General features: G+C 75.9%; 13 protein-coding genes and 1 pseudogene. 5 read left to right on the top strand and 9 right to left on the bottom strand.

Translation table 11 applies throughout. The annotated features are described in order from the left end of the window. Positions 1 to 153: 153 nt before the first annotated feature. From GBN72_RS30435 to GBN72_RS30400, 8 genes and pseudogenes are all read right to left on the bottom strand, one after another. Positions 154 to 1,734 (bottom strand): putative glycosyltransferase family protein, encoded by a 1,581-nt coding sequence (locus GBN72_RS30435; RefSeq protein WP_151775161.1) that lies wholly within the window; start codon positions 1,732 to 1,734, stop codon positions 154 to 156. Positions 1,735 to 2,300: 566 nt separating this feature from the next. Beyond that, positions 2,301 to 3,542: pseudogene (locus GBN72_RS30430) on the bottom strand (hypothetical protein); the annotation flags it as partial. A 113-nt stretch (positions 3,543 to 3,655) separates the two neighbouring features. Beyond that, on the bottom strand, positions 3,656 to 5,905 hold the full coding sequence (locus GBN72_RS30425) for a bifunctional glycosyltransferase/CDP-glycerol:glycerophosphate glycerophosphotransferase (RefSeq protein ID WP_151775160.1): 2,250 nt from the start codon (positions 5,903 to 5,905) through the stop codon (positions 3,656 to 3,658). A gap of 5 nt (positions 5,906 to 5,910) precedes the next feature. After that, positions 5,911 to 8,268 carry a bifunctional glycosyltransferase/CDP-glycerol:glycerophosphate glycerophosphotransferase gene (locus GBN72_RS30420; RefSeq protein WP_151775159.1) on the bottom strand — a complete coding sequence of 786 codons (2,358 nt, stop codon included), beginning with the start codon at positions 8,266 to 8,268 and terminating at the stop codon, positions 5,911 to 5,913. A 277-nt stretch (positions 8,269 to 8,545) separates the two neighbouring features. After that, a complete protein-coding gene (locus GBN72_RS30415) occupies positions 8,546 to 10,780 on the bottom strand; it encodes a bifunctional glycosyltransferase/CDP-glycerol:glycerophosphate glycerophosphotransferase (RefSeq protein WP_246213000.1) in 2,235 nt (744 codons plus the stop codon). Positions 10,781 to 11,050: 270 nt separating this feature from the next. Then, on the bottom strand, positions 11,051 to 11,965 hold the full coding sequence (locus GBN72_RS30410) for a carbohydrate ABC transporter permease (protein ID WP_151775157.1): 915 nt from the start codon (positions 11,963 to 11,965) through the stop codon (positions 11,051 to 11,053). After that, the gene (locus tag GBN72_RS30405; RefSeq protein WP_151775156.1) at positions 11,962 to 13,341 is read right to left on the bottom strand and encodes a carbohydrate ABC transporter permease; all 1,380 of its coding nucleotides are present in this window, start codon (positions 13,339 to 13,341) and stop codon (positions 11,962 to 11,964) included. Before GBN72_RS30405 ends, GBN72_RS30410 begins: the two co-directional genes overlap by 4 nt. 6 nt (positions 13,342 to 13,347) lie before the next feature. Further along, the gene (locus GBN72_RS30400) at positions 13,348 to 14,718 is read right to left on the bottom strand and encodes an ABC transporter substrate-binding protein (protein ID WP_151775155.1); all 1,371 of its coding nucleotides are present in this window, start codon (positions 14,716 to 14,718) and stop codon (positions 13,348 to 13,350) included. Between the two features lie 216 nt (positions 14,719 to 14,934). Here GBN72_RS30400 and GBN72_RS30395 point away from each other — a divergent pair, with 216 nt between their 5' ends. Then, entirely contained in the window at positions 14,935 to 15,786 is an 852-nt protein-coding gene (locus GBN72_RS30395) for a pyrroline-5-carboxylate reductase family protein (protein ID WP_151775154.1), read from the top strand. A 953-nt stretch (positions 15,787 to 16,739) separates the two neighbouring features. Here GBN72_RS30395 and GBN72_RS30390 read toward each other — a convergent pair. After that, positions 16,740 to 19,754 carry an FtsK/SpoIIIE domain-containing protein gene (locus GBN72_RS30390; RefSeq protein WP_151775153.1) on the bottom strand — a complete coding sequence of 1,005 codons (3,015 nt, stop codon included), beginning with the start codon at positions 19,752 to 19,754 and terminating at the stop codon, positions 16,740 to 16,742. Positions 19,755 to 20,237: 483 nt separating this feature from the next. Here GBN72_RS30390 and GBN72_RS30385 point away from each other — a divergent pair, with 483 nt between their 5' ends. The 4 genes from GBN72_RS30385 (at position 20,238) to GBN72_RS34365 (ending at position 25,600) form a co-directional block, all read left to right on the top strand. Further along, on the top strand, positions 20,238 to 21,974 hold the full coding sequence (locus tag GBN72_RS30385; protein ID WP_151775152.1) for a serine/threonine-protein kinase: 1,737 nt from the start codon (positions 20,238 to 20,240) through the stop codon (positions 21,972 to 21,974). 168 nt (positions 21,975 to 22,142) lie between these two features. Continuing rightward, a complete protein-coding gene (locus GBN72_RS30380; RefSeq protein ID WP_151775151.1) occupies positions 22,143 to 23,396 on the top strand; it encodes a serine/threonine-protein kinase in 1,254 nt (417 codons plus the stop codon). A 93-nt stretch (positions 23,397 to 23,489) separates the two neighbouring features. Next, positions 23,490 to 24,596, top strand: coding sequence for a peptide chain release factor 2 (prfB, locus tag GBN72_RS30375; RefSeq protein WP_151775150.1), 1,107 nt, complete (start codon positions 23,490 to 23,492; stop codon positions 24,594 to 24,596). 245 nt (positions 24,597 to 24,841) lie between these two features. Next, positions 24,842 to 25,600 carry an LPXTG cell wall anchor domain-containing protein gene (locus tag GBN72_RS34365; protein ID WP_164540963.1) on the top strand — a complete coding sequence of 253 codons (759 nt, stop codon included), beginning with the start codon at positions 24,842 to 24,844 and terminating at the stop codon, positions 25,598 to 25,600. The last annotated feature ends 132 nt before the right edge of the window (positions 25,601 to 25,732 follow it).

The raw sequence follows: 25,732 nt of genomic DNA, 5'->3' as shown, positions 1-25,732 counted from the left end.
TCGAGCTCGTGCGAGACGCTGCCCGAACCGAGCCACGGCAGGTGGTCGTGGGCCAGCAGCCAGACCATGGCGGCACGGGTGAGCAGCCAGCCGGCGGCCAGGGCGGCCACCGCGACGGTGGCGCGGGTGCGCGGCGTGGTCAGGGGCACGGCGTCACCGCCCGACCCGGGCGAGCACCTCGCCCGTCTCCCGGCTCCACGCCACCACCACGGCCTCCTCGGGCGTCCTCTTCCAGCGGGTCAGCAGCACCCAGCGGACGTGGTACCGGCGGGCGATCGCCTCCCGGCCGGCCCGCCCGGTGGCCGGGTCCAGGTAGCGGGCGGTGGCCGCCAGCCGCCGTCCGCGTTCCGCCTCGCCCAGCGCCGGGTCCGGCCAGGGCGGCGCGACCAGGTCGGCGCCGTAGCCGGGGAGCAGGCGGGGTGCGAAGTAGCCGTCGCTGAGCACCGGTTCGCCGCGGCCGATGTGCCGGGCCGCCCAGTCGTACGACGGCCAGTGCGGTGGCTGGCCGAAGCGGTCCGAGGGGACCAGGGCGCCCGCGTGCACGGTGAGCAGCCCGCACACCGCGCCGGCCGCCGCCGCGGTACCCAGGGCCGCGCGCCACCGGGGCCACGGGCGGGGCGCGGCCAGTTCCACGGCCAGGGCCAGCTGGAGGGGCAGCAGGGACGGGCCGAGTAGACGGGCGTAGGTCCAGTGGCCGCTGAACCAGCCGTACGCGAGGGCCGCGCAGTCCAGGGCGAACAGCAGGACCAGCGGGTCGCGCCAGGGGCGGCCGGCCCGGTGGGCGCGGACGCAGAGGGCGGGGAGCCCGAGGACGACGGCCAGCCAGAAGCGCTGCGGCAGGCGGTCGTAGAGCTGGCGGTGCATCGCGTCGAGGCTGGGGTCCCCGGCGAGGGCGAGCACGTCGGCGTACGGCCAGGCGAGGGCGACGGCGAGCGCGGTGGCCGCGGTGAGGGCCCAGCGGGCGAGCAGCGCTGGGCCCGGGCGGCCGTGCCCGAGCGCGACGACGAAGGCCACGGCGCCGAGCGCGGCGGCCACGAAGGTGACGGGGTGGGTGAGCAGGATCAGCCCGTACAGGGCGCCCAGCGCGGTGTAACCGGGGAGGCCGGGCAGGCCGCCGGGGCCGACGAAGCGGACCGGGCGGGCGCCCCGCCCGTCGGCGGCGCGGACCCGGTCGGCGGTGAGGGCCCAGGCCCACAGGGTGGCGCCGAGGGCGAAGGCGGAGGGGTAGCCGAGGTTCCCCGTCATCGAGAAGAGGTTGAGGAACCCGCTCCACCAGGCGCGTTCGGTGCCCCACAGGAGGGTGACCGCGGCGAGCGCCCACACCGGCGCCCACGGGCGGGGGGTGAGGGCGCGGACCAGGCGGGCCAGGCCGGTGAGCAGCACGGCGAGGTTGAACGGCGTGGCCAGGCGGACGGTCTCGATGCCGTTCAGGCCGGTGAGGCGGGCGAAGGCGCCCTGGGCCAGCGCGTAGGGGGAGTAGTACGGGTTGCCGTCGCCCGGCAGGTCGGCCAGTGGGTGGCGGGGGTGCAGCAGTGCCTCGCGCAGCCGCTCCACGACGGCGGCGTGCTGGCCGAAGTCGCAGCACATCGGCACGCGCCAGGAGGCCAGGGTGAGCACCGTCCAGGCGAGGCCGCCGGCCAGCAGGTAGGGGGACGGGTACCACGGGCGGAAGCGGCGCAGGGCCGTGGAGCCCTGCGCCGCCGCCGTGCGTGTCCGGGTGGGGGTGACCGTCACGTCGCCGGGCCCCCGGGGTCCTGCGCCGGTGACTGCTCGGGTTGTGGCCGGGGCCGTGCGTCGGCCTCCGGCTGGGGCTGGGGTTGGGGTTGGGCCTCCGGCTGCGGCTGCGGCTGGGTCTTGGCCTGGGGCTGCGGCTGGGCCGGGGGCTGTCGGGGCGCCGCGGGGCCCGGGTGGGCGGTGCCGTCGGTCACGGCGAGGGGCGCGAGGTGGGCCGGGGGGTGGTGGGGCGCCGCGGTGAGGGCACGGGCGGAGGCCGTGCGGCGCGGCGGGAGCCCGGTCCCCTTCCGGCCGGCCCGGCCCTCCGCGTGCGGTCCGGCGGGTCGCGGGGCGCGGGGGCCGGGTGGGGCGGCGGCCGGGGCGGGGCCGGGGACGCCGGCGGCTCCGGTGGCGTTCTCGACGGGCGTGGCGTCGGCGCCGTCCGCGAGGTCGGCGAAGTCCGCCGGGCCGGCCGGGGCGCGGCGGGGGGACGGGGTGACCGGGAGACGCTCCACGGTGGTGGCCGGGACGGGGAAGCGGAGCGGGACGCTGACGGGCGTGAAGGGCCCCTGGCGGGTCGTGAGGCACTCCAGGAGCAGCGGGAGGCCGACCACCGGCAGCAGCCAGGCCAGCACGAACAGCCGGCCGCCCCAGATGGTGATGTCGGGGTGCGCCGCCTGGGTCAGCATCCCCGTCGCGGCCGCGGCGAGCAGGAAGACGCCGAACGCCGGACGACGCCGCAGCGCGCCCCACGCGCCCGCGGCCAGCGCCGCGGCGAACAGCGGCTCCCACAGTTGGCGGCGGGTCCACTCGACCCAGAAGTTCAGCTCCAGGTGCAGGAACTCCCGCCACGGGTCGGCGCGGTCGGGCCGCTGGAAGTGGTCGGTGAGCAGGTCCTGCACGCTGTCGGTCGTGGACGGGTGGTCCAGCGCCCAGGCGGCCACCACGGTGGCGAGCGCCCCGTAGGCGGAGGCCGCCACCACCGCGACCACCCCGCGTCCCATCGGGCGTCGGCTCCGCAGCCGGCGCAGGGCGACGGCCAGGCCCGCCGCGGCCAGGCACAGCCCGAGGAACAGGGCCTGCGAGTGCTTGACGGTGAACAGCGCGGCCAGCGACAGGGAGACCAGCACCGTCCCCGGCCAGCCGCGCCCGCGCAGCACCAGGGCGCAGCCCCACAGGGCGGTCAGGGTGAACAGGAGCAGCAGCCCCTCGGTCATCGGCCGCATCGCCGTCGCACCGCAGGGGAGTACGTGGAACAGCGCCTGGCCGGTGAGCGCCAGGGCGCGCCGGACCCGCAGGGTGCGCAGCACCAGGAAGGCGAGCACCCCGCACGAGGCGGTGATGGTGACGCCGGCCGCCCACAGGCCCCACTTGACGCCGAGCAGGGCGACGAAGGGGACCAGGAAGGCCGGGTAGCCGGGACGGACCTCGAAGATGCGCTGGAAGCGCTCCGACATGAAGGGCGTGGTGTGCCCGGCGGTCTGCCCGGCCTTCAGCCGTTCGCCGACGGCCTTCCAGTGGTCGGAGCGGCAGGTGGCGGTGACGTCCTTGGAGGGCGAGGCGCGGTGGAAGCGTTCCACGTCGACGCTCTGGGCGCGGCGGGCGACGGAGGCCTGGCCGGCGCAGGCGTACTCGATGGTGATGCCCGCCGCCTCCCGCTTGTCCTGGCCGAGCAGGCTGAGCGTGTACGACAGGTAGTTCTTGGTGTCGGGGGTGTCCCGGCCGCTGACGTTGGCGAGCTGGAGGACGGAGAAGACGGCGGCCAGCAGCAGCACCCAGCCCCCGGTCCGGCGCGGACGCAGGGCCGCGCGCAGCGAGGTCTTCGGCATGGTCTTCGGCATGTCCTTCGGCGTGGTCCTCGGTCCGTTCGCCGGGCGGGTCGTCGGCGTCGTCGGCGGGTTTTCCGGCGTGGTGTTCGCCGGGGTCCTGAGCGGGGCGGCGCTCATGACAGCCGCTGGAGGTCGTCGCGGCCGGTGGCCGGGGCGGGCAGTGCGGCCGTGGTGCCGGCGGGGCCGGACCCGCCGGTCGCGGCGGGCATCGGCTCGCCGAGCATCAGGGTGCGCACCACCCGCTCGGCGGCCCGGCCGTCGTCGAACTCGTTGTAGACGGCGCGGAACCGTGCGCGCAGCCGCGCCGACTCCTCGTCCCGCCAGGTGTCCGAGGCGAACAGCGCGGCCAACTCCTCGTAGGCGCGCGTCACATGCCCGGGCGGTTCGGCGGTGATGTCGAGGTAGAGGCCGCGGCTCGCCGCGACCGCGGGCAGGTCGTCGGCGTGCACCACGATCGGCCGGTCGAGGTTGGCGTAGTCGAACATCAGCGACGAGTGGTCGGTGACCAGGACGTCGGAGGCGAGCATCAGATCCTCCACATGGGGTTCGTCGGTCGCGTCGACGAGGACGCCCCGCCGGTGCAGTTCGGCGAGGCCGAGGCCGCGGGCGGGGCCGTCGGCGAGCGAGGGGTGGAGGCGGACCACCAGAGTCCGCCCGGGGCCGAGGTCGGCGGCGAAACGCGCCGGGTCGAACGGCTCCACGTGGCCGCCGCGCGTGTGGTCGCGGCGGGCCGGTGCGTACAGCACCACGGTGTGCCCGGCGGGGATGCCCAGGCGGGCCCGGGCGGCCGCGCCGCGGGCCGTGTCGCCGCGCACCAGCACGTCGTTGCGGGGGCTGCCGGTGCGCCGGGAGGTGAAGTGGCAGGGGAAGGCGCGGTCCCAGACCCGCTCGGAGTGCCGGTTGGCGACCAGGCTGTGGTCCCACCGGTCGGCCCGCCGCAGCATCCGCGGCACGTCCAGCCCCCGGCGGGCGCCGGGCTTGGTCAGCAGGTCGGCGCCCTGGTACCTCAGCGGGGTGCCCCGGTGGGTGTGGATGTGCACGCTGCCGGGTCGCTTCACCGGCATCCAGGGCCAGTTGACGTCGTTGACGAACCAGGTGGCGCGGGCCTGGAGCGCCAGGTGGCGGGGTGAGCCGGGGGCCACGTGCTCGACGCCCTCGGGGACCTGGCCGGCGTGCTCCGGGCGTACCACCCACACCCCGCGGATGTGCGGGGCGTATTCGAGCGCCGCCCGGTGGATCGCCGCCGGGTCGCCGAGCACGCCGCGGTGGTGGAACGCCGAGTACAGGGCGAGTTCGCCGTCCAGGGCGCGGCGCCGGTGCGCGAACTGCCGGATCCGGTCGCCGCGTCGGGCGGCGACGGCGCGGAGGCGGGCGGCCGCCGCGCCGGCCCGGTGGCGGGCGGCACTCGCCTTCCGGCCCAGCAGGTAGGCGGCGTAGGGCAGTCGCAGCACCCGCGGAGCGGCGTCCGTCCAGGCGCCCGGCGGCCGGTGCTCGCGCAGGAGCCGGGCGGTCGCGCGGAAGAACTCGCCCTTGGCGGAGGGCGGGAGGCGGTCCGGTTTGCCCAGCACGTCCAGGCAGTGCTCGCCCGCCTTGCGGTGCAGGTACGGCTTCCAATGGGCGAGTTCGGGGCGCTCGTCGAGGAACGCGAAGACCCGGCGGTACTGCTCGTGCAGGTCGAAGTGCTTGCGGCTGGTGGTCGAGAGGATCGAACCGGTCGGCCGCTGGCGGTAGTTGAGGCAGACGCGGTCGAGGGAGGCGATCCGCGCGGCGGTCAGCAGGACCGGGAAGGTCCAGGGGGTGTCCTCGTAGTAGCCGGGAGGGAAGCGGAAGCCGTGCCGCTCGACGAACTCGCGGCGGTAGGCCTTGTTCCAGACCACCATCAGCAGTTCGAGGATCTCCGGGTGTTCGGCCGCGGTGAAGGCGCCGCCCGGGACCGCGCGGGTCCGCGCCAGCACGTGGGCCAGTGCGTTGCGGCGGACGCCGCCCCACCAGTGGGCGCGGACGTAGTCGAAGACGAGGACGTCCGGGTCGCCGGTCTCGTCGAGGCGGTCGGCGATCGCCCGGAGGGCGCCGGGGGTGAGGGTGTCGTCGCTGTCCAGGAAGAGGAGGTGGTCGCCGGTGGCATGGGGGAGCGCGGCGTTGCGGGCGCGGCCGAGGCCGGCGTTCTCCGGCAGGTGCAGCACCGTGATCCGCGGGTCGCGGGCGGCGTAGGAGTCGAGGATCTCACCGCTGCGGTCGGGGGAGCGGTCGTCCACGGCGATCAGTTCCCAGTCGGTGAACGACTGGCCGAGGACCGAGTCGAGGCACTGGCGCAGGAAGCCCTGTACGCGGTGGGCGGGGACGATGACGGTGAAGCGGGGCACGGGGTTCAGCTCCTCACCGGGCGGTCGGTGGCGGGGTCCGGTGCCGCGGGAGGGGGCACCGCCGCCTCATGCCCCCCGGTGGGCGCGGCGGCGGGCGCGCAACGGCCCGCGGGGACGTGCGGGTCCGCGGAGGGGCCCGCGGGCGGTGGTGGCGGGGCGGCGGAGGGGGCCGGGGTGCGGGCGTCGAGGGGGACGACCGGGGGGAGGGCTTCGGGGGGCTCGCCCAGGAGGACGCGGCGGACGACCCGTTCCGCGGCGTGCCCGTCGTCCCAGGGGCAGAAGCGGCGGCGGAACGCGGCACGCAGGCGGGCGGACTCCGCGGTGGCGTGGGCGCCTTCGGCGAGGAGGCGGTAGAGACCGTCGGCGGTGCGGGAGACGGGCCCGGGGGGCTCGGCGAAGAGGTCGAAGGTGAAGCCCCGGGTGGCGCCGTAGACGTCCCGGTCGGGGGCGTGGACCACGATCGGGCGGTCGAGGACGGCGTAGTCGAACATGATGGAGGAGTAGTCGGTGACCAGCACGTCCGCCGCCAGGCACACCTCCTCCGCCGAGCGGTGGGAGGTCACGTCGATCACCAGCGGGGAGGCGGCGGCGCGTTCGCCGCCGGCCCGGTCGTGGAAGTAGTGGGCGCGCAGCAGCACCACCGCGTCCTCCCCGGCCGCCTCGGCCAGCCGTACCGGGTCGACCCCGGCGGGGTCGAACCCCTGGGCGTGGTCGCGGTGGGTGGGGGCGTGGAGCACGGCGGTGGCGCCCTCGGGGACGCCCAGTTCGCGGCGGATCCGCGCCACGTCGTGCGCGGTGGCCGTGCAGTACACGTCGTTGCGGGGGTAGCCGTACTCCAGCGTCCCGTGCCCGCCGGGGAAGACGCGCTCCCAGGTTTCGGTGGAGTGCGGGTTGGAGGAGAGGTTGTGGTCCCAGCGGGAGACCCGGGCCAGCAGCTTGGTGAAACTGCCGGTGGCGGCGGCCACCACCGGGTGGGCGGCCTGGTCGAGCCCCATCCGCTTCAGCGGCGTGCCGTGCTGGGTCTGGAGGTGGACGGTGCCGGGGCGCTTGACGACGGCGTCGGGGAGATTGGCGTTGGAGACCAGGTAGGTGGCGCGGGCCAGCAGGTCCCAGTACTTCCGGGTGCCGGTCACCGCGTGCTCCACGCCCGGCGGCAGCGTGCGGACGGCGTCCCGCTCCACCAGGAAGACCCCCCGCAGGTGCGGGGCGAGTTCGCGGGCCTTGGCGTGGATCGCCGCCGGGTTGCAGGCGTAGCCGCGGCCCCAGTAGGCGCAGTACACCGCGAGGCCCGGGTCCAGCGGGCGGCGCAGGCGGCGGCGGTAGTACAGGCGGGTGCGCAGCCCGCGCAGCCGGCGGGGCGGGGCCGCGAGCGCCCGGAGGCGGCCGGCGGCCCGGCGGCCGGCGCGCAGCAGCCGGAACGCGGTGTGGTTGCCGGCGGCGAGCAGCCGGTGCTGCACGCCCAGGCTGCCGCGGGGCGGGCGGAACCCGGCGGGGCGGTGCCGGCGGTACAGGCGGGAGGCGCGGCGGAAGAAGGCGCGGCGGTGGGCCGACGGCAGGCGGCGCGGGTCTGCGGCGGTCCGCAGGACCAGCGCGATCACGTCGGCGAAGAGGGGTCCCGTCCGGGCGGCGGGCAGACCGGCCGCGCGGCGCAGCAGTTCCTCGGCACGGTCCAGCAGGTCCAGGTGGTGCGCCCCGGGCTCGTGGAGGCGGCTGCCCTGGCGGCGCACCCGGTGGGAGACGACGGTGCGGTTCAGCACGGCGGCCCGGTCGGCGGCCAGCAGCGCGGCCGGGGTCCAGGAGAGGTCGGTGTACCGGCCGGGCGCGAAGCGGAGGCGGTGCCGTGCGAGGAAGTCGCGGCGGCAGGCCGCGCTCCAGGCGGGCAGCCGCACGCCGGTGAGGTGCGGGACCTCGGCGGGGTGGAACGGCCCGTCGGGCGCGGACCGTTCGGGCGGTTGCCCGCCTGGAGCGGGAGGGCGGGCCGGGGTCCACCAGGGGACGCGTTCGTGGCCGAGGACCAGCACGTCGGGGTCGCCGGTGGCGGCGAGCCGGGCGTCGACCGCGGCCAGGGCGCCGGGGGTGAGGGTGTCGTCGCCGTCGAGGAACAGCAGGTACTCCCCGCGGGCCGCGGCCGTCCCGGCGTTGCGGGCCGCGCCGAGTCCGGCGGCGGGCGGCGAGGTGACGCGGCGGACGCGCGGGTCCTGGCCGTGGCGGCCGGCGAGGACGTCGGCGGCGGGGGCGTCCGGGCCGTCCAGGACCACGATCGCCTCCAGGTCGCGGCGCGACTGGGTGAGGACGCTGTCCAGGGCGTCCGCCAGGCGGTGGGCGGTGCCGTGGGTGGGGATCACGACGGAGAACCGGGGCATGGTTCGTGCGCCTCCTGGTCTCGGATGGTCCCGGGCGGCTTCCCGGGGGTTCGCGGGCGGGCGTCTTCTCGCGGTGGGTGCGGTGGGTGCGGTGGGTGCGGTGGGTGCGGCGGGCGCTGCGGACGCGGTGGGCGCTGCGGAAGCGGCGCGGTGCCGTGCGGCGCGGTGCGGCGCGGCGGGTCAGCGGCCGCGGTGCGGCCCCGGCGGGCGGCCAGGCGGGCGCCAGGTGGACGGGCGGGTCGGGGTCGGACGTGACGTGGGCATCGGTGAGGCTCCCTCAGCGCTGTTCCGCCAGGCCGTATCCGGCGGTGGACCGCGCGGCGGGCAGCGCGGCCGGGCCGGGGGCGGACGCGACGACCGGCACGGCGGAGGGGACCGGGCGGCGGGCGGCGGGCGGGGTCACCGCGGGGAGCCCGGATCTCTCGCCGAGGACCACCCGCCGCACGACCCGTTCGGCGACCCGCCCGTCGTCGTAGGGGCAGTGGCGCTCGCGGAAGGCGGCGCGCAGTTCGGCGAAGGCGGGTCCGTCGCAGGCGCCGGTGGCCAGCAGCCGGGCCAGCGCCGCCCGGTCCGCGGCCACCGGGCCCGGCACCTCGACGGGGTACAGGCCGCCTGCGGCGTCCAGGGCCGCGCGGTCCGGGCCCCAGGCGACCACCGGCCGGTCCAGTGCGGCGAAGTCGGCGACCAGCGGCGAGCCGTCGGTGACCAGGACGTCCGCCGCCAGGCAGAGGGCTGTCTGCGGCGCCGCCGTGGCGCAGACGTCGATCACCCGCCCGGCCGGGTAGGTCCCCGGGTCGGGGACGGTGGTCAGCAGGACGAAGTGCTCGCCCAGCCGTCGCGCCAGTTCCTCCACGTCCAGCGTCGGCGCCGGGGCGGGCCGCCGCGCGGGGGCGTAGAGCACCGCCGTGCGGCCGTGCGGAACGCCCAGCAGGGCGCGGGCCCGGCGGACGTCCTCCGGGGTGGCCCGCTGGTAGACGTCGGTGCGGGGGCGGCCGAACTCCAGGATGGTGTACCGGCCGGGGTAGCCGCGTTCGTGGACCAGCGTGGTGTGCGCGTCGCCGGACAGGCACAGGTCCCAGCTGTCGGCGTCGGCGAGGACGGCGGGGACGTCGGGCCGGGCCGCGTCCAGCCCGGCGCGGGTGAGCGGGAGGCCGTCGGCGGTGCGCAGCAGGATCTGGCCGCGCCGGGTGCGCACCGGTGTGCCGAAGCCGGTGTCGGTGACCAGGTAACGGGCCCGGGCCAGCGCGGTCCACCAGGCGAGGCCGCCGGGAGTGAGGTGGAGGGTGTCCGGCGGCACGGTCCCGGCCAGCGCGCGCGGCGCGGCCCAGGCGGTGCGGGTCCGTGGCGCCCACACCCGGAACGCGGTCTCCAGCGCCCCCGGGTCGCCGCCGTGGGCCGCCGTGCCGCCCCCCGCGGTGAACAGGGCCAGGTCCCGCGGGGGGAGGAGCCGCTGCGTGGCGTAGTGCAGGCGCAGCAGTGCCGCGCGGGCGGCGCGGGCGGCGGCGCGGGCCAGGTGCGCGGTGCGGCGGGAGGCGACGAGGGTGAGGCGCAGGAGCCGCCAGAGCCGGGGGCTGCCGCTGCGGATCACCAGGTGACGGGCGCTCTCCCGCCAGGTGGCGGGGCGCAGCCCGGGCACGCGGCGCCGCAGGTGCTGGGCGCGGGCGCGGCGCAGGAACTCCCGGTGGCTGCCGGGCGGCAGACGGTCGGCGCGGCTCAGGACGGTGAAGCAGTGGTCCGTCATGCGCTGGAAGAGGGGCCCCCGCCAGTGGGCCAGGGCGGGGCGGGCGTCGAGGAAGGCGAAGACGCGGTCGTACTGGGCGAACACGTCGAAGTGCTGCCGCCCGGGGGTGCCGAGGATGTTGCCCAGGCGCCGCTGCCGGTAGTGGAGGCAGACCCGGTCGAGGGTGGCCAGCGAACCGGCGGCCAGCAGGGCCGGGTAGGTGAAGGGGATGTCCTCGTAGCAGCCGGGCGGGAAGCGGAGGTCCTCCCGTTCCAGGAAGGCGCGCCGGTAGGCCTTGTTCCAGACGACCATGAGCAGGTTGAGCAGCCCGGGCCGGTCGTCCAGCCGGAACGGCGCGGGGCCCTCCTCGCCGAGTTCGGCGGCGAGCCGGTTGCGGACGATGCCGCCGTCCAGGTGGAGGCGGGCGTAGTCGTAGACCAGGACGTCCGGGTCGCCGGTGCGCTCCAGCCGTTCGGCGACGGCCCGCAGGGCGTGCGGGGTGAGGGTGTCGTCGCCGTCGAGGAAGATCAGGTAGTCGCCGGACGCCTGCTCCATGCCGGCGTTGCGGGCGGGCCCCAGGCCGGTGTTGCGGTCCAGGTGGACGGCGCGGACGCGGGGGTCGCGGGCGGCGAACTCCTCGATGATCGCCCCGCACCGGTCCGGGGAGCCGTCGTCGACCGCGATCAGCTCCAGGTCCGCGTACGACTGCCCGAGCACCGACTCCAGGCAGGAGTGGAGGTAGGCCTGGACCCGGTACGCGGGCACGATGACACTGAACCTGGGCAACGGCACATCCAGGGGGTGACGGGGGCGGTCGGCCGGAGCGGAGACATCCGAAGGTGTGACATGGATACGCTCCGCCGCCCTGCCGAGTGGCCACGCCGCACGCGTGTCGGGGCGGCCCGTTGACCGGACCGCCCCTTCAGGTGAACGGATTCGCCCGCATGACGGACGCTTCCGATCGAGTGATGTGCGTGATCGTTGCTCGGTGTACGGCCGCCGCGTGACGGGCCACGTGACGAGCCGCGCGACGGACCACTTGACGGACTACTACTTGACGGGCTACTTGACGGCGCCCGCCATCACACCGGAGACGAACTGGCGCTGGAAGGCGAAGAACACCGCCAGCGGGATCGCCATGGACAGGAAGGCGCCCGGCGCCAGCACGTCGATGTTGTTGCCGAACTGCCGCACCTGGGTCTGCAGCGCGACCGTGATCGGCTGGCTGCCGGAGTCGGCGAAGACCAGCGCCACCAGCATGTCGTTCCACACCCACAGGAACTGGAAGATGCCCAGGCTCGCCACCGCCGGACCGCCCAGCGGCAGCACCACCCGGGTGAACAGCCGCAGTTCGCCCGCCCCGTCCAGCCGGGCGGCCTCCAGCAGTTCGCGCGGAATCTCCGCGAAGAAGTTCCGCAGCAGGAACACCGCGAAGGGCAGGCCGAACCCGGTGTGGAACAGCACCACGCCCGCGATCGACCCGAAGAGCCCGAGGTCGCCGAAGAGTTCGGCGATCGGCAGCAGCGCCACCTGGACCGGCACCACGATCAGGCCGACCACGCCCAGGAACCACCAGTCCCGCCCCGGGAACTCCATCCAGGCGAACGCGTACCCGGCGAGCGCCCCGATCAGCACCACCAGCAGGGTGGCCGGCACGGTGATCAGCAGGGTGTTGAGCAGCGAACCGGTGATGTCGCCGTTGCCCAGCAGGTTGGCGTACGACTCGAAGGTCAGCCGCGAGGGCTCGGTGAGGACGGTCCACCAGCCGCTCTCCGCCATGTCCTGCGGCGAGCGCAGCGAGGAGAGCAGCAGGCCGATGGTGGGAACCAGCCAGAACAGGCCGACCACCACCAGGAACAGCCGGACCAGCGTGCCGCCCAGCCCGGAGACCAGCCGGGAGGCGAGGGAGGGCCTGGCGCGCCCCGCGGCCGGGGCCGGTGCCGGGGTCGCCGCCGGGGTTGTCGCCGTCGACGTCATCGCTGTCGGCCCTCCTGCCTGATCCGCCGGACGTTGAACCACATCACCGGGACGACGAGCAGCAGCAGGAAGACCGAGATGGCGCTGGCGACCCCCGGCTGGTCCTCGGCGAAGCCCTTCCGGTAGAGCTCCAGGGCAAGCACGTTGGCGTCGTCCTGGGCCGAGCCCGGCGGGATGATGAAGACCAGGTCGAAGATCTTCAGTACGTTGATCATCAACGTGACCAGCACCACGCCCAGCACCGGTGCGAGCAGCGGCACGGTGATCCGGCGGAACACCTGCCACTCGGTCGCCCCGTCCACCCGGGCCGCCTCCAGCAGCTCCCGCGGCACGCCCGCCAGGCCCGCGGCGATCAGCACCATCGCGAACCCGGCCCACATCCACACGTACGCCCCGATGACCGCCGGGGTGACGAGGGACGGGCCGAGCCACTCCAGCCCGTTGTAGGGCTGGCGGAAGTTCTCCGCGGGCAGCCGCAGCAGCGCGCCGTCGGCCTCGGACGACAGGCTGAACGAGCCGTCGGCGGCCGCCGTGGCCCTCTCCACGACCTTGCCGTCCTTGACCGCCTCGATCCGCATGCCCGGATAGCCGACCTCGGTGGCGTCGGGCTCGTTGAGTGTGCCCACGCCCTTGCCACGGGTGAAGTCCTGCCAGGTCACTCCGGTGATCCGCGCCGGGTCCGCGGTGGCCGGGCGGGCCGGGGCGGCCTCCTCGGGCATCACGTCGGGTGCGACGCCCACCAGGGGGAGCGACACCGGCGTGCCCGCCCGCACCGGGTCGGTGGTGGTGAACGATCCGCCGCCGGACGGCTCCAGGGGCGACTCGCGGCCCGGGTGCGCCTTGGGGAAGGCGGACGACTCGGCGAAGGTGTCGTGCACCCCCACCCAGACCGCGTTGGCGATGCCCTTGTCCGGGTCCTGGTCGTAGACCAGGCGGAAGATGATGCCCGCCGCCAGCATGGAGATCGCCATCGGCATGAAGACGACCAGTTTGAACGCCGTTCCCCAGCGCACCCGTTCGGTGAGGACCGCGAAGACCAGACCGAGCGCGGTGGCGACGGCCGGGGCGACCACGACCCAGATCAGGTTGTTGGTCAGCGCCGTCAGGATGCCGTCGTCGGTGAAGAGCTCGGCGTAGTTGTCGAAGCCGACGAAGTCCTCGCCGGTGCGGTCGAACAGGCTGCGCAGCAGCGAGTACCCGATGGGGTACAGCACCAGCGCGCCGAGCAGCACCAGGGCGGGCAGCAGGAACAGGAAGGGCAGCGCGGACGTCCGTCTGCGGGACGCCCGGCCGCGCGGGGACCGCTCGGCGGGGGCGCCCCCGGCGGGCCTGGCCGCCGGGGTACCCCCTTCTTCCTTCGTCACGGCCGGTTCCATCGGGCCTCAGTCCCCGTAGGCCTTGGCCGCCTCGGCCTCGAGCTTCTCCTGGGCGCCCTCGACGTCCTTCGGGTTCTTCAGGAAGTCCTGGAGGATCTTCCACTCGCCCTTGCCGGGCGTGCCGCCGAACGCCTGCGGCGCCTGGTCGGACATGTCGAACCGGAAGTCGTCACCGGCCTCCACCAGCGCCTCGGCCATCTTCCGCTGGACCTCGTTGGGGTAGGCGGACGAGTCCACCGCCTTGTTCGGCGAGAGGTAGCCGCCCAGCTTCGCCTGGATGCCGGCGGCGTCCGGGGAGGCCAGGAAGGTGGCCAGGGCCTGTGAGGCCTGCGAGTCCTCGAGGATCACCGCGGCGTCGCCGCCGGAGACCACCGGCGCGATGTCGCCCACCGCCGGGAACGGGAACACCTTGGCGTCGGTGCCGACCTCCGCCTCGGTCTCGCCGATGTTGACCTGCACGAAGTCGCCCTCGTAGACCATGCCGGCCTTGGGCTGGTCGCCGCCGGTGAAGGTCTGGGTCACCGAGGCCGGGAACTCCGTCTGCAGCGCGCCGTCGGCGCCGCCCGCCACGTAGTCGGCCTTGCCCCACACCTGCGCCAGGGTGGTCAGCGCGTCCTTGACCGAGGGGTCGGTCCAGGGGATCTCGTGCGCGGCGAGCTGGTCGTACTTCTCGGGGCCCGCCTGGGAGAGGTAGACGTTCTCGAACCAGTCGGTGAGCGTCCAGCCGTCCGCGCCGCCGACCGAGAAGGGCGTGACGCCGGAGTCGTAGACGGTCTGCGCGGTGGTCAGCAGCTCGTCCCAGCTCTTGGGCTCGCTCGCCCCGGCGTTCTCGAAGACCTGGGCGTTGTACCAGATCAGGGACTTGTTGGCGGCCTTGTAGTAGACGCCGTACTGCTTGCCGTCGACGGTGCCGAGGTCCTGCCAGCCCTTGCTGTAGTTCTTGGCGAGCTGCGCCTGGGCGTCCGCGCCGAGGGGCTTGGCCCAGCCCTTCTCCACGGCCTGGTGGATCGCGCCCACCTGCGGCAGCATCGCCACGTCCGGCGGGGAGCCACCGGCGATCTTGGATCCGAGGAAGTTGATGATCGGGTCCTGGGCGGGAACGAAGGTGACCTTGGCGCCGGTCCGCTTCTCGAACTCGGCGAGGACCTTCTTGAAGTTCTCCTGCTCCGTGCCCGTCCAGACGGCGGCGACCTCCAGGGTCTGCCCGTCCAGCTTCGGCAGCTTCACGGTCTGCCCGGCGGCGCCGGTGCCGCCGCCCTCGTCCGTCTTCTTCTCGCCGTCCCCGTCACCGCCGCACGCGGTGAGGGCGAGTGCGAGGGTGGTGGCCACCAGGGCGGTGGGGACCCGGGAAGTGGCCAGCGCCTTGCGTATGCGCATCGTTGCCCCGTTCTTCGTTCGTCCTTGAACGTGTCGGTGGACGCGTTTGCGCCAAGCGCATTCCCAACAGGTGGGCGGTCTACGCCCGTTGAGGGGCTCCGGTCGCCCGGCGGCCGGGCGCGGCCCCCGATCGTTGTCCCGCCGTGACCTTTCCCGGGACCAGCCGTGGCCGGGCCGGGGCGGGCGGGACCGGGAGGGGGCTGAGATGCTGCCGGTATGAGCGAGTACGGCGCGGTGGGCGTAGTGGGTCTGGGGCGGATGGGGCTCACCCTGGCCTCGGGTTTCGGCATGGCGGTCGGGCCCGGTCGGGTGTACGCGTCGGTGCGGTCCCCGGCCGGCGCCGACCGTCTCCGCGAGACGGTGCCCGGGGCGACGGTGGTCCCCCTGCCGGAACTGGCCGGCCACGCCCGCCTGCTCGTCCTGTGCGTCCGCAACGCGGACCTTCCGGAGGTCCTCGGCACCCTGCGGCCCCGGCTCACCGAACGGCACCTGGTGATCACCGTCAACAACGGCCTGCCGCTGCGGACGCTCGCGGAAGCCGTGCAGGGGCCCGTCGCCAAACTCGTCCCGAGCGTGGGCAACGAGATCGGTGCCGGCGCGACCCTCCTGGTGCCCGGTCCGCGCCTGACCGACCGGGGCACCGAGGAACTGCTCGGCCTGCTGCGGGCGTTCTCGGAGCCGTACGTGATCGAGGAGGGCCAGGGGAGGACGGCGACCGACCTCGCGTCCTGCGGTCCGGCCCTGCTGGCCGGGGCGGCCCGGGCGATGGTCGCCGCGCAGCGGGAGGGCGGCGCCCCGCTTCCCGACGACCTGGCGGAACGACTCGTCACGCAGAGCCTGCACGCCCTCAGCCGGCTGCTCGAGGGCGGCGCGCGCCTGGACGACGTCGTGGACCGCGTCGCCGTGCCCGGCGGCAACACGGCCGCGGCCCTGGACGCGAGCGGCAGCGCGCTCGTCGAGTCCTGGCGCGCCGCGTTCCGGGCGTCCGCGGAGAACGAGCGGGCCAAGCCGGCCCCGCGCCTGGGCCCCGAGCCGGGCCACCGGGCCACCACCGACCCCGACCGCTAGCGGAGCCGCCCGCGCGGAGCCGCCTGTGAGCCGGGGCCGCCTCGAACCCGGGGCGGTTGCTCTGCGCCGGGCCACCGGGCCCCTGCCGAGGCCGACCGGTAGTGGCGCCGCCCGCGAGCGGCGACCGCCGGTGGGTCGGGGCGTCCGCGAGCGGGGCTTGTCCTGGACCGGGGCTTGGGCCTGCCTGAACCTGGCCACCGGGCCACGGCGGAGGCCGACCGCTGGTGGTGCCGTCCGCGAGCGGTAGCCGCCGGTGGGCCGGGGCCGCCTTGAACCTGGGGCTGCCATGCGCCGGGCCGCCGGGCCGGTGCCGAGGCCGACCGGTAGTGGCGCCGCCCGCGAGCGGCGACCGCCGGTGGGCCGGGGCGCCCGCGAGCGGGCCTTGCCCTGGATCTGGGCTTGCGCCTGCCTGAACCCGGCCACCGGGCCACCGCGGAGGCCGACCGCTGGTGGTGCCGTCCGCGAGCGGTAGCCGCCGGTGGGCCGGGGCTGCCTTGAACCTGGGGCTGCCTTGAACCTGGGGCTGCCATGCGCCGGACCACCGAGCCCCTGCCGAGGCCGACCGGTAGTGGCGCCGCCCGCGAGCGGCGCTTGCCCTGGACCTGCCTGAACCCGGCCACCGGGCCACCGGGCCACCGCGGAGGCCGACCGGTGGCGGGCCGCCTGTGAACGGGGCCGCCGGTGGGTCGGGGCGTCCGCGAGCGGGCCTTGCCCTGGATCTGGGCTTGGGCCTGCTGAACCCGGCCGCCGGGCCCCTGCCGAGGCCGACCGGTGGCGGGCCGTCCGCGAGCGGGGCCGCCTGTGCGCCGGGGGTGCGCTGAACCGGGCCACCGGGCCGGTGCCGAGCCGCCCGGATGAGGGGCGCCCGCGAGCCGGGGCCGGCCTGGCCCGGGGGGCCGGCCCAGGTTCGGTGCGTGGGCCGGGCGCGGGCCCCGGGGGCCGTCCGCCGTGGGTCAGCGGGCCGCCGGGGACGGGACAGTGGGGGCGGTGTGCTGGGCGGCGGCGCGGGTGAGGGCGCTGGTGAGCAGGGCGAGGTCGGTGGGGCCGTTGCCCAGTTCGCGGATCGGACGGCGGGTGGGCGGGTCGCCCATGCGGGACCAGTCCAGGGGCTGGACCGTCGGACGGAGGGTCGAGGTGCGGGGGATACGCCCCGTCACCCGCCCGCCCTGGAAGGGCGTGACCGGTCCGCCGGGGGACAGCGACCGCCCCCGGCCCACCGGCGCGCCCTCGTCGAGCAGGACCCGCACCGCCTGCCGCGCCGCCTCGGCCCCCTCCGCGGAGACCGCCGCCGCGACCAGGTGGACGCCCAGCCGGTCACCCTCCCGTGCCACCGCGTCCAGCGCCCGCACCACGGACCCGGCGGAGGGCCGCCCCGGTGCGCCGAGCGCGGGACGCAGCAGTGCGTCGAGGTCGTCGACCACGACCACCAGCCGCGGCATGGCCACCCGCTCGCCCGCCGCCACCGCGGCGGCGGACCCCCGCTGCGGCACGATCCGCGTCGGCATCCCCCGCCCCGCGTGCCAGGACGTGAAGTCCAGCACCCCCAGGACCTCGCTCCGCCGCTTCAGCTCGGCGGTCAGCCGCTGGGCGAACTCCCGCATGACCAGCGGGTCGTTGGCGACGAGGTGACCGGTCACGTGCGGGATCTCGGCACACGGCTCCAGCCCCTGCGTCCGCGCTGAGCCGGAGCCGTCGACCAGTAGCAGCGCCAGCCGCTCCGGCCGTTCCGCGGAGGCCAGCGAAGCCGCCACCGCCCGCAGCAGCTCCGTGCGCCCGCTGCCGGGCGGGCCCTCGACCAGCAGGTGCGGCCCTTCCGCGGCGAGGTCCACGCCCACCGGCCCGTGCGGTCCCGCGCCGAGAACGGCCACCGCGCGGCCACCGGGGCGGTCCGGGTCGTCCGCGGCGTCGGCCCAGCGGGCCAGCAGCGAGGCCGGGGTGGCGCGGGCCAGCCCCAGCTCGTCCAGCAGCCGCGCCGAGTCCGGCAGCGGCGCCGCCGGGCCGGCCTGCGGCCCGCGGACCCCCGCCACCGGTGACGGCGGCGCGTCCACCCGCAGCGGGGCCAGCGCGCGGGCGAACCGCTCGGCCCACTCCAGCGACACCGCGTCGACCGTGCCCACCGTGCCGTGCCCCACCGGCGCGGTCCGCGGCAGCACCGGAGCCGTTGCGAAGGCCGTCGATCCCGGCCCCGACCGCGGCGCCGGAACACCCGCCACCGGGGCGATCCGCAGCAGCCGCAGCGCCGTGGCGACGTCACCGCTGAGCAGCGCCACCGCCCCGCAGGCGCGGAAGGCGGGCACCAGGGAGCAGGCCGCCTCGTAGGTGTCGGTCACCGGGGAGGCGGGTGAGGCCGGCGCGGTCTCGGCGAGGCACAGCACATGGATGCCGGCCCGCGGACCGGCGAGGGCCAGCCGGGACACCGCGTCCCGCACGTCCGCGCCGCCGGGATCGCCGTCGACCACCAGCACCGTGGAACGGACCGGGCGCGCCGCCGGGCCGGAGCCCGGGTCGCGCCCGAGCGCGGCGGTGGTGTCGGCGACCCGGCGCAGCAGCTCGTCGGTGCGGGCGGCGGCCTGGTCGCGGTCGTGGGCGAGCAGCAGCCGGCAGTCCTGGCCCTGGGTGGGGCGTACCTGGGGGAGCAGCCCCAGCCAGGCCCACTCGGCGGTCCGCTCCTCCGGCGCACGGGAGCGGTCGGCGCTGATCAGCACGATCTCCAGGGTGTCCGGCGAGTGCAGCGCGGCGAGCTGCGCCAGCACCGCGCGGGCCAGCCCGGCCAGCCGCGGCCGGGGCCCGGCCAGACCCAGCGACCCCGCCTCCCGCAGCGCGGCGGTCACCGGGACGGCGGGCAGCAGCCCCTCCCCGTCGGGGGACGGCCGGTCCGCGGTGCCCAGCCGGACGGTGAGCGCCTCGGGGTGGTCGTGGGCGCGCTCCCAGAGGCGCGGGCCGGGGGTGAGCGCGGTGAGCAGCAGCTCCGCCGGGTCCGGCCAGGTGTCGGGGCGGCGGGTGACGGCGGCCCAGCCGTCGGTGTGCGCGGTGGGCCCGGCGGAGGCGGCGTCCGGCTGCGCGCCGGTCGTGCGGCCGGGGGTGAGCCGGCGGCGGGCCCATGCCGTTATGCCACGGCGCCGGGCGGGCTCCCCGGCGGCGGTACCGGCGGCCGTTCCGACGGTGCCGTCGCCCGCGCCTGGCGCTTCCGCGGCCCGGTGGCCCCCGGCGGACCGGGCGACAGCCGCGTCGCCGGGGCCCTCGGCGGTGCCGGTGGGACCACTGGGGGCGCCGGGGCCGCCGAGGGCAGTGGGACCACCGGGGCCGGCGTCGCCGACGGGGCCCGGCGCGGCCAGCCGCAGGCACCCCTCCCCGTCGGGGGTCACCGGCGCCGGGACCACGGAGGCGGGCAGCGTGAGCCGGAGCGTGGACTCGCCGACCCGCAGCAGCGCGCCCGGCGCCAGCGGGACCGGGTCGCCGTCCACCGCGCGGCCGTCGAGGCGGGTGCCGTTGGTGGAGCGGAGGTCGGCCACGGTGACCGAGCCGTCCGGGGCCACGGTGACCGCGCAGTGCAGACGGGAGACGTCCGGGTCGTCCAGCGGGATCTCGGCGTCGGCGGAGCGGCCGACGCGGATCCGGCCGCCGTGCAGCAGGTGGACGCCGCCCGCGTCGGGGCCCGCGACCACGTGCAGTTCGGCGACCGCGGACGGCCCGATGCCGTCCTCCGCGCCGAGGTCCTCCGGGTCGGCGGGCGCGCCCACCGACAGCACCGCGCCGTCCACCAGGGGAGGCTCGCCCAGCACCCTGCGCTGCGGGTCGAGCCGCTCCGCCCCGGCGTGCAGGGGGGCGCCGCCGCCGTCCCCGGACACCGCCGCGGCGAGGTCCGCCGCCACGGCCGCCAGCGGGGTGCCGGCGGGGGCGGTGACCAGCACGTCACGGCTCGCGGCGGGCGGGTTCAGCGGGTCTACGACGGTCAGCCGGATCTGCATCGCCGTCAGCGATCCCTTCCGCTCGGGCGCCCGTGGCAGCGGTCGATGCGCCTCACGGTCCCCCACCGCGCCATCCCCACCGCACACACACGAGCGCGTCGGCCTGTAGCTGTAGCAGGGTGCATCCTCGCACCCGGCACCCGGGGCGCGCCCCTCGGCCGCCCTCAAGTGATCTTGATTGGTCACCTCTGCCCGGGAAAGTGGCCCATTCGACTCCCCTTTGTGACCGATACCGCTCCTCGACGGAAACCATGCGACCGGGTTGCACGTCTTTTCTTCGGGGACCCGTCCTGGACCGGTAAGTGGCCCCGTCGGGGGCGCCCACCGCGGAGCCCCCGCCGGCCCCCGTCACGGGCCGTGTCCGGACCGAGACGATTCCGGGCCTGTGGACGACCGCCGCCACCGGCCCCCATCGCACTACAGTGGGCGGGACCGGCCGTGAGCGCCGGTGCGAGTGATCACGACCAGCAGGGAGCGCATGACGTGCGGCCGGTAGGCAGCAAGTACCTGCTCGAGGAGCCGATCGGACGCGGCGCCACGGGCACCGTCTGGCGTGCGCGCCAGCGGGAGACCGCGGGGGCCGAGGCCGCCGTCGCCGGGCAGCCCGGTGAGACCGTCGCCATCAAGGTCCTCAAGGAGGAGCTGGCGAACGACCCGGACGTGGTGATGCGGTTCCTCCGCGAGCGCTCCGTCCTGCTCCGGCTCACCCACGACAACATCGTCCGGGTCCGCGACCTGGTCGTCGAGGGCGACCTGCTCGCCCTGGTGATGGACCTGATCGAGGGCCCCGACCTGCACCGCTACCTGCGGGAGAACGGTCCCTTCAGCCCGGTCGCCGCCTCGCTGCTCACCGCGCAGATCGCCGACGCGCTGGCCGCCAGCCACGCCGACGGCGTGGTGCACCGCGACCTGAAGCCCGCCAACGTCCTGCTGCGGCAGACCGGCGGCGAGCTGCACCCGATGCTCACCGACTTCGGCATCGCCCGCCTCGCCGACTCCCCGGGCCTGACGCGCACCAGCGAGTTCGTCGGCACGCCGTCCTACGTGGCCCCGGAGTCCGCCGAGGGCCGCCCGCAGACCTCCGCCGTGGACATCTACGGCGCCGGCATCCTGCTCTACGAGCTGGTCACCGGCCGCCCGCCGTTCGGCGGCGGCAGCGCGCTCGAGGTGCTCCAGCAGCACCTGAACGCCGAGCCGCGCCGCCCCTCCACGCTGCCCGAGCCGCTGTGGACGGTCATCGAGCGCTGCCTGCGCAAGAACCCCGACGAGCGCCCCAGCGCCGTCAGCCTGGCCCGCGCGCTGCGCGTGGTCGCCGACGGCGTCGGGCTGCGGGCGGGGTCCGCGCAGATCGTCGCCGCCGAGAACGTCGGCGCGCTGCTCGCCCCCGACCCGGCCCCCGCGCCGGTGCCGGGTTCGCCCGGGCCCGCCGGGGCCTCCGAGCCCACCCAGGTGCTCCCGCAGGGCCAGGGGGGCCAGGGGTACGGCCAGGGGGGCCAGGGCTACGGCCAGGGCGGCGCCTACGACCCCAACGCGGCGACCACGGTGATGCGGCACCCGCCGGGCGGCCAGGGCGGTCCCGCAGACGCCGACCCCACCCAGGTGATGGGGCAGGGCCAGGGCCAGAACCCGGACCAGCCGCACCCCTGGCAGACCCAGCTCAGCGCCGCCCGCGAGCGCAACGAGCAGACGCAGGTCCAGAACTACGTCGACCCCGACCAGGACCCGCTGCGCCGCCGCCGGCCGCAGCGGCAGGTGGCCCCGCGTCCGCAGCAGCCGCCGCGTCCCCAGCAGCAGCAACAGCAGCAGTACGGCTACCCGCAGCAGGGCCAGCAGCCCGTGCAGCGGCCCGTGCAGCGACCGGTCCAGCGGCCGGTGCAGCGCCCCGTGCAGCAGCCGCCGCAGCACTACGCGCCCCCGCCGCAGCAGCCGCCGGCCGCGCCGCGGGAGCGCCGCGGCAGCGCCAACCCGGTCCGCATCCCGGGGCTGGGCTGCCTCAAGGGCTGCCTGATCGTGGTCGTGGTCTTCTTCGTGGCGGGCTGGATGGTCTGGGAGCTCTCCCCGCTCCAGGAGTGGATCGGCACCACCAAGGGCTGGTGGGACCAGCTGACCACCTGGATCGGCGACATCTCCGACTGGGTCACCAGCATCGGCGACACCGCCCAGGACGTGCAGAACTCGGTCGAGGACGTGAAGGACTCGGTCCCGACCGAGGTGCCGTAGGCCGGTGCCGGTGCCGTCGGGCGGCCGGTGCCGTCGCGCGGCGGCGCGGCGGCGTGCCGCCGCGCCGGGCGCTGCGGCGGGGCGGTGGCGGGTGAATTCGCCGGCTGTTGTGAGGGAGGGCCCCGTGGGCGCGTAGGTTTGGGCCAACACGCGTTCACAGGAGCTCTCTTGGCACGGAAGATCGGCAGCCGGTACACCGCCCACCAGATCCTCGGACGGGGCAGCGCCGGCACGGTGTGGCTCGGCGAGGGGCCCGAGGGGCCCGTGGCGATCAAGCTGCTGCGTGAGGACCTGTCCTCCGACGAGGAGCTGGTCGGCCGGTTCGTCGGCGAGCGGACCGCGCTGCTCGGACTGGAGCACCCCCGGATCGTCTCGGTGCGCGACCTGGTGGTCGACGGCAACGTCCTCGCCCTCGTGATGGACCTGGTGCGCGGCACCGACCTGCGCACCCGGCTGGAGCGCGAGCGCCGCCTGGCGCCCGAGGCGGCGGTCGCCGTCGTCGCGGACGTCGCGGACGCGCTGGCGGCCGCGCACGCCGCCGGGGTGGTGCACCGGGACGTCAAGCCGGAGAACGTCCTGCTCGACATGGACGGCCCGCTCGGCCCCGGCAACTCGCACCCGGCGCTGCTCACCGACTTCGGCGTCGCCAAGCTGATCGACGCGCCGCGGCGCAGCCGGGCCACCAAGATCATCGGTACTCCGGACTACCTCGCCCCCGAGATCGTCGAGGGGCTGCCGCCGCGCGCCTCGGTCGACATCTACGCGCTGGCCACGGTGCTGTACGAGCTGCTGGCCGGGTTCACGCCGTTCGGCGGCGGCCACCCCGGGGCGGTGCTGCGGCGGCACGTGACCGAGACGGTGGTGCCGCTGCCGGGGATCCCCGAGGAGCTGTGGCGGCTGATCGTGCAGTGCCTGTCCAAGGCGCCGGCCTCGCGGCTGAGGGCATCCGAGTTGGCGGAGCGGCTGCGCGAGGTGCTGCCGCTGCTGGCGGGGATGCCGGCGCTGGACGTCGAGGACGTCGAGCCCGAGGAGGAGCCCGCGGCCCCCGCCGCGCCGCTCGCGCCGGCCGGCGACGGCCAGGGCACGCCGCCGTCGCCGGCCGCGGCACGCCGGGGCGTGGTGCCGCTGGTCCGCGGCTCGCGGCCGGACTCGAACCGGGACACCCACACCTCCATGCGGGTGCCGGAGCCCGACGAGCTGGCGGGCGGCGCGCTGGGCACGGCCCGGGCCCCCCGGGCGCCGGGCGCGCCCCGCCCCGGCTCGGCGCGCAACCGGCCCGCCGCCGCGCGGCGCCGCGCCGTCACGGCGGCGGCCCTGGCGGTGGCCGCCGCGGCGGCGGCGACGGTCTGGTGGCTCACCTCGCCCGGCGGCGGCGACGCGGAGCCCCCGACGGCCCCTGGCGTCTCCTCGTCGGCCCCCTGACCCTCCCCGGTCCTCCCCGGGCCTCCCATGGCCCTCCTTCCCGTACCAGGGGTGTGGCCCTGGCCACCGGGGGGAGCCGTTACGCTGGAGGGCGTGGCAGTCGTCGATGTATCCGAAGAGCTGAAGTCCCTCTCCTCGACCATGGAGTCGATCGAGGCCGTCCTGGACCTCGACAGGCTGAGGGCAGACATCGCCGTGCTCGAGGAGCAGGCGGCCGCGCCCTCCCTCTGGGACAACCCGGAGGAGGCGCAGAAGATCACCAGCAAGCTGTCGCACCTGCAGGCGGAGGTGCGCAAGGCGGAGGCCCTCCGTGGCCGCATCGACGACCTCGCCGTCCTCTTCGAGATGGCCGAGGAGGAGGACGACCCGGAGACCAAGGCCGAGGCCGAGTCCGAGCTCGTCGCCGTGAAGAAGGCGCTCGACGAGATGGAGGTCCGTACCCTTCTCTCCGGCGAGTACGACGCCCGCGAGGCGCTGGTCAACATCCGCGCCGAGGCCGGCGGCGTCGACGCCGCGGACTTCGCCGAGCAGTTGCAGCGCATGTACCTGCGCTGGGCCGAGCGCCACGGCTACAAGACCGACGTCTACGAGACCTCCTACGCGGAGGAGGCCGGCATCAAGTCGACCACCTTCGTCGTCCAGGCCCCGTACGCCTACGGCACCCTCTCCGTCGAGCAGGGCACCCACCGGCTGGTCCGCATCTCCCCGTTCGACAACCAGGGCCGCCGCCAGACCTCCTTCGCGGGCGTCGAGATCCTGCCGGTCGTCGAGCAGACCGACCACGTCGAGATCGACGAGTCCGAGCTGCGCGTGGACGTGTACCGCTCCTCCGGCCCCGGCGGCCAGGGCGTCAACACGACCGACTCCGCGGTCCGCCTGACCCACATCCCGACCGGCATCGTCGTCTCCTGCCAGAACGAGCGGTCGCAGATCCAGAACAAGGCCACGGCGATGAACGTCCTCCAGGCCAAGCTGCTCGAGCGGCGCCGCCAGGAGGAGCAGGCCAAGATGGACGCCCTCAAGGGCGACGGCGGCAACAGCTGGGGCAACCAGATGCGGTCTTACGTCCTGCACCCGTACCAGATGGTCAAGGACCTGCGGACGGAGTTCGAGGTCGGCAACCCGCAGTCCGTCCTGGACGGCGAGATCGACGGTTTCCTCGAGGCCGGCATCCGCTGGCGCAAGCAGCAGGAGAAGTAGCCGGTAGCCCGGTCCGCACGATCACCGCACATTTTTACGCAACTGCCGCCTTCCGGGCGGCAGTTGTCGTTTTGTGCACGTGACGTGAAGTAACTTGACGGCGCTTTGGTTTATCGGAAGGGTTAGGTTTGGCATGCGTTGACGGGGGCGCATGTGAACCGGGGGCCGGTCGAGACGACGCCCCCGTCGATCACCACCCCCAGGACGCGGCCTCCCTGACTACAGCTACTGGGGGTAGCAGACACATGAGCAGAAAGACACGGGTCCGCGTCGCGCGGATCGTCGCGGGCGCGGTGATAGCGGCCGGCGCGTCGCTGACCGCGGCGGGCGCGGCCTCGGCCTTCGGCGGCGACGACGTCGAGATCGGGATCAACAGCGGTGAGTCCGACGGCGGCACCTCCGAGGGCGGTACCTCCGAGGGCGGTACCGAGGGCAGCACCGACGGCGCCTTCGGCGGCGTGATCGAGGGTGCGATCGGCGGGGACGACTCCTCCGGCACCTCCGACGGTGCGGTCGGTGGCGACGACTCCTCCGGCACCTCCGACGGTGCGATCGGCGGGGACGACTCCTCCGGCACCTCCGACGGTGCGATCGGTGGCGACGACTCCTCCGGCACCTCCGACGGCGCCGTCGGCGGCGACGACTCCGAGGGCAACGAGAACGGCGGCGGCACCGGCAACGGCGGCAACGGCAACGGTGGCGGCAACGGCAACGGTGGCGGCGGCAACGGCGGCAACGGTGGCGGTAACGGCAACGGTGGCGGCAACGGCGGCCTGGACCCCGACCTCGGCGGCCAGGAGCCCCAGGGCGGCGAGGGCAACCTCGTCGACACCGGTTCCGAGGACTCCACCGCCCCGCAGGGCGGCGGCGACGAGCTGGCCGAGACCGGTGCCGCGGAGACCACGTTCCTGCTGATCGGCGCCGCGACGATGATCGCCGGCGGCATCGGCTTCCGGGTCCTCCCGCGCCTGATGGAGGGCCGCGGCGGCGCCGCTGCCGCCTGACGGACGGCGACCCGCCGAACGGGCGAAGGGCGGGGCGGGACGGCATCGGCCGTCCCGCCCCGCCCCTTGTCGTCCGCTCCAGGGAACGAGGCTCGCTCCCGCTCACGCCGGGCAGGCGGGCCCTCAGCGCAC

The organism is Streptomyces abyssomicinicus, assembly GCF_008974245.1.
GTDB classification, from domain to species: Bacteria; Actinomycetota; Actinomycetes; order Streptomycetales; family Streptomycetaceae; genus Streptomyces; species Streptomyces abyssomicinicus.
This window is presented reverse-complemented; position numbering and strand designations above follow the sequence as displayed.

Bases quoted from the DNA above. Each gene is read 5' to 3' on its own strand.
- GBN72_RS30420 (WP_151775159.1), bottom strand. From the start codon at position 8,268: ATGCCCCGGTTCTCCGTCGTGATCCCCACCCACGGCACCGCCCACCGC.
- GBN72_RS30410 (WP_151775157.1), bottom strand. From the start codon at position 11,965: ATGACGTCGACGGCGACAACCCCGGCGGCGACCCCGGCACCGGCCCCG.
- GBN72_RS30405 (WP_151775156.1), bottom strand. From the start codon at position 13,341: ATGGAACCGGCCGTGACGAAGGAAGAAGGGGGTACCCCGGCGGCCAGG.
- GBN72_RS30400 (WP_151775155.1), bottom strand. From the start codon at position 14,718: ATGCGCATACGCAAGGCGCTGGCCACTTCCCGGGTCCCCACCGCCCTG.
- GBN72_RS30395 (WP_151775154.1), top strand. From the start codon at position 14,935: ATGAGCGAGTACGGCGCGGTGGGCGTAGTGGGTCTGGGGCGGATGGGG.
- GBN72_RS30390 (WP_151775153.1), bottom strand. From the start codon at position 19,754: ATGCAGATCCGGCTGACCGTCGTAGACCCGCTGAACCCGCCCGCCGCG.
- GBN72_RS34365 (WP_164540963.1), top strand. From the start codon at position 24,842: ATGAGCAGAAAGACACGGGTCCGCGTCGCGCGGATCGTCGCGGGCGCG.